This is a genomic window from Streptomyces sp. NPDC058964, from assembly GCF_042741275.1.
Lineage (GTDB): Bacteria > Actinomycetota > Actinomycetes > Streptomycetales > Streptomycetaceae > Streptomyces.
The window spans coordinates 10,096-13,951 of the sequence record NZ_JBHYKH010000136.1 but is presented as its reverse complement, the minus strand read 5'-3'; the positions used below and the strand labels follow the sequence as shown (position 1 = coordinate 13,951).

Below are 3,856 nucleotides of genomic sequence, written 5' to 3'. Positions count from 1 at the left end.
GCCCCGGGCCGCTGCAAGCGCCGGCCCAAACCCGCGCCGCCCCGCCGGCCCGGGCGCCGGGCGGGCGGCGGGGCGGCGGCCGGCGCCACGGCAGAGACGGCAGAGACGGCCGCAAACGGCGCGGAAGACGCGCCCTGCGCTGGTCGGCGCTGGTCCTGGCGGTGGCGATACTCGGCACGGCCTGCGCCGGATACCTCTACTACCAGCACCTCAACGCCAACCTAAAGAAGGACCCGCTCAACATCGGCGACTCCAAGGACCGGGCGGCCGAGCCGAAGGCCAACGCGGCGGGCCAGAAGCCGCTGAACATCCTGCTGATCGGCTCCGACGGCCGGAACAACGCCGCGGACCAGAAACTCGGCGGCGCCAAGGACACCTTCAACACCGCGCCCCGCGCCGACGTCCAGATGCTGCTCCACCTGTCGGCGGACCGCTCCAACATGTCGGTGATCAGCATGCCGCGCGACACGCTGCTGCGGATCCCCAAGTGCACGGACCCCGACAGCGGCAAGGTGTATCCGGCGAGCACCTGGCCGACCATGACGAACGACTCCCTGGGCCGCGGTGGCCCCGGCTGCACGGTGGCGACCTGGGAGAAGCTGACCGACATCCACATCGACCACTTCATGATGGTCGACTTCTCGGGTGTGGTGTCCATGGCGGACGCCATCGGTGGCGTCCCGGTGTGCGTGGACGCCAACATCTACTCGCACACCTCTTCCGGCCACGGCTCGGGCCTCAAGCTGAAGAAGGGCACCACCTCCGTCAAGGGCAAGCAGGCCCTGCAGTGGCTGCGCACGCGCTACGGCTTCGAGGACGGCAGCGACATCGCCCGCACCAAGGCCCAGCACATGTACATGAACTCGATGGTCCGCCAGCTGCGCGCCAACGCCACGCTCAGCAACCCCGGCAGGCTGCGGGACCTGGCCGAGACGGCCACCAAGGCGCTGACGGTGGACACCGGCCTCGGGACCGTGACGCAGCTCTACGACCTGAGCAAGGAGCTGAAGAAGGTCCCCACCGAGCGCATCACCATGACGACCATGCCATGGGTGTACTCCTCGGACGGCAACCGGGTACTGCCCAGACCGGCCGACGCGGCGAAGCTGTTCCGGCTGGTGCGCGAGGACATCGCGCTGGACGGCAAGGACAAGAGGAAGACCGCGAAGCCGGAAACCTCCACGGACCCGGCGGCGCCGGACGACGAGATCGCCGTGCAGGTGCAGAACGGCACCCGGAGCGGCACCGCGACAGCGGTCTCCGGCCGGGCGGGCACGATCGCCCGGCTGCTCGCCGGCATGGGCTTCGACGAGGCGGTCGCGGACACCTCCACGCTGCTCGCCGAGGAACGGACGGTCGTGCGATACCCGAGCGCCGATCTTGAGGGGGACGCTCAGCGGGTGGCCAAGGCGCTCGGCATCCCGACGAGCCAGGTGAAGAAGTCGACGGACGTGTCCGGGGTCACGCTCGTGGTCGGCGCGGACTGGCGCTCCGGAACCAAGTACGTTGCCACGGAGGAGGACGACACGACGCCAAAGTCGGCGAGCGCACTCAACGGCGCGGACACCAAGGCGTGCATGCACGTCGACCCGGACTACACCTGGTAGTCCGGGCCGGATCCGGTACGGCGGTGCTCAGTCGGCGGCGAGCACCGCCGGACGGCGGGACGCGATGACCCGCTTCGCCAGCGACTTCGGGCTGGTGAGGAAGCCCCAGCCCCACGACATGTGCATGGTGGCCAGGGCGACGGGGATCTGCAGCCGGGCCTTCAGCGGCAGCCCCCTGCCCGCCGGGACCGACCCGGAGACGATCGCCGCGAGATAGCCACCGGGGATCACGAAGCCCAGCGGGGTCAGGGCCGCGCCGGCCACGAGGCCGGCCACGATCGCGCACACCGCGGCCGGCGGGGCGAGGTAGCGCAGGTTGATGGAGCCCTCGTGGTAGCGGGCGACGACGTGCCGCCAGCGGCCGTAGTCCTTGTACTGCTTTGCGAGCGCCTTCACGCTGGGCCGCGGCCGGTACGACACCCTCAGCTCCGGCGAGAACCAGATCAGTCCGCCGGCCTCGCGGATGCGGAAGTTCAGCTCCCAGTCCTGGGCGCGGATGAACTCCTCGTTGTAGCCGCCCTGCCGTTCGAGGGCCTCGCGCCGGAAGACGCCGAGGTAGACGGTTTCGGCGGGGCCCGCTTCGCCACCTGTGTGGAAGGCCGCGTTCCCGACGCCGATCTTCGAGGTCATCGCGGCCGCGACCGCGTGCTCCCAGTCGTTCTCGCCCTCGGCGTGCATGATGCCGCCGACGTTCTGCGCGCCGGTCTCCTCCAGGAGGCGTACGGCCGTCGCGATGTAGTTCGGCGAGAGCATGCCGTGGCCGTCGACGCGCACCACGACCGGATGGCTCGAGGCCTTGATCGCGGCGTTGAGCGCGGCAGGCGTGCGGCCTGTCGGGTTCGGGACGGTGTGGACGCGCGGGTCTTCGGCCACGAGTTCGGCGGCGATCTCGTCCGTGCGGTCCGTGGACGGACCGAGGGCGATCACGACCTCCATCTCACCGGCGTACTGCTGCGCGAGGATCGCTTGGACGGCCCCGCGCAGATGCCGCTCCTCGTTGAGGACGGGCATGATCACAGAAACTGCGGGGAGCCGCACGTCGGGCTTGGCGTTCATAGGGGGCTCACGTTACCGCGAACGGGGGACACCGGTGCGCGCCACCGGTCCTCTGCCGCGGGCTGGAGATCGTATGGGCCTACGGTGCTCACGATCCCACGAACGGCTCCGGGCCCAGAGTCCCAGCGGAGGTTGCCTCATGCCCGCCACGCCGCCGCGCTCCCCCGCACGCCCGCAGCGCCGCCCGCGACCGCCCCAGCCGCCGCGTGCGCTGGTGCCGCCCAAACGGCGGAGGCGGCCGCGCTGGGCCATGCGGGCGGTGACCACCCTGTCGGTGGTGGTGCTCGCTTCGGCCGGGATCGGGCACGCGGTGGTCACCAGCCTCGACGCGGGCATCGCCCGGGTCGACCCGTTCAAGGACATGAAGAACCGGCCGCAGGGCGGCCACGGCATGAACGTCCTGCTGGTCGGCACCGACGGCCGCGACAAGATCACGGAGCAGGAGCGGCGGAAGTACCGGCTCGGCGGGGTGCCCTGCCACTGCACCGACACCATCATGATCGTGCACCTGTCGGAGGACCGGGAGCGGGCGAGCGTGGTGAGCCTGCCGCGCGACTCGTACGCGGAGGTGCCCGAGCACGTCGACGAGACGACCGGCGCGCGGCACGGACCGCATCCCGTCAGGATCAACGCGGCGTACGCGGAGGGCGGGCCGCAGTTGACCGTGCGCACGGTCGAGAACATGACGCATGTGAAGATCGACCACTATCTGGAGGTCGACTTCACCACCTTCATGAAGACCGTGGACGTGCTCGGCGGGGTCAAGATCTGCACGGCGGAGCCGCTGAAGGACTCGTACACCGGCCTCGACCTGCCGGCGGGCACGCACACCCTGATGGGCGGGGAGGCCCTGCAGTACGTCCGCTCCCGGCACGTGGACGGGGCGAGCGACCTGGGCCGGATGAAGCGGCAGCAGCGCTTCATGGCGGCGCTGATCGACCGGGCGACGTCCTCCGGGGTGCTGCTGAACCCGCTGCGCTTCCGTGACGTGACACGGGCCGTGCTGGGCTCGGTGCGCGCGGACGTGGGCCTCGGTTCGGACGAGCTGCTGGACCTGGGCCGGGCGATGCGGAAGTGGGGGCCCCCCCCCACCGCGGTTACCCACGAGCCCAGCCGCCGGGGGTAAAATATAGTGCGCCGCGGCGGGGCGGCCGGGACGTGGGGGGGGGGCGGGGGGGGGGGAGAGGGAGGCG

General features: G+C 71.1%; 2 protein-coding genes and 1 pseudogene. 2 read left to right on the top strand and 1 reads right to left on the bottom strand.

The window, feature by feature from the left end:
- On the top strand, positions 1–1,607 hold a 1,607-nt coding region (locus ACFW2E_RS18775), incomplete at its 5' end, for an LCP family protein (RefSeq protein ID WP_384467725.1).
- A gap of 27 nt (positions 1,608–1,634) precedes the next feature.
- On the opposite strand, the gene ACFW2E_RS18770 is transcribed toward ACFW2E_RS18775, so the two are convergent.
- On the bottom strand, positions 1,635–2,663 hold the full coding sequence (locus ACFW2E_RS18770; protein WP_384467723.1) for a glycosyltransferase family 2 protein: 1,029 nt from the start codon (positions 2,661–2,663) through the stop codon (positions 1,635–1,637).
- A 250-nt stretch (positions 2,664–2,913) separates the two neighbouring features.
- Here ACFW2E_RS18770 and ACFW2E_RS18765 point away from each other — a divergent pair.
- Positions 2,914–3,744: pseudogene (locus ACFW2E_RS18765) on the top strand (LCP family protein); the annotation flags it as partial.
- Positions 3,745–3,856 lie beyond the last annotated feature (112 nt).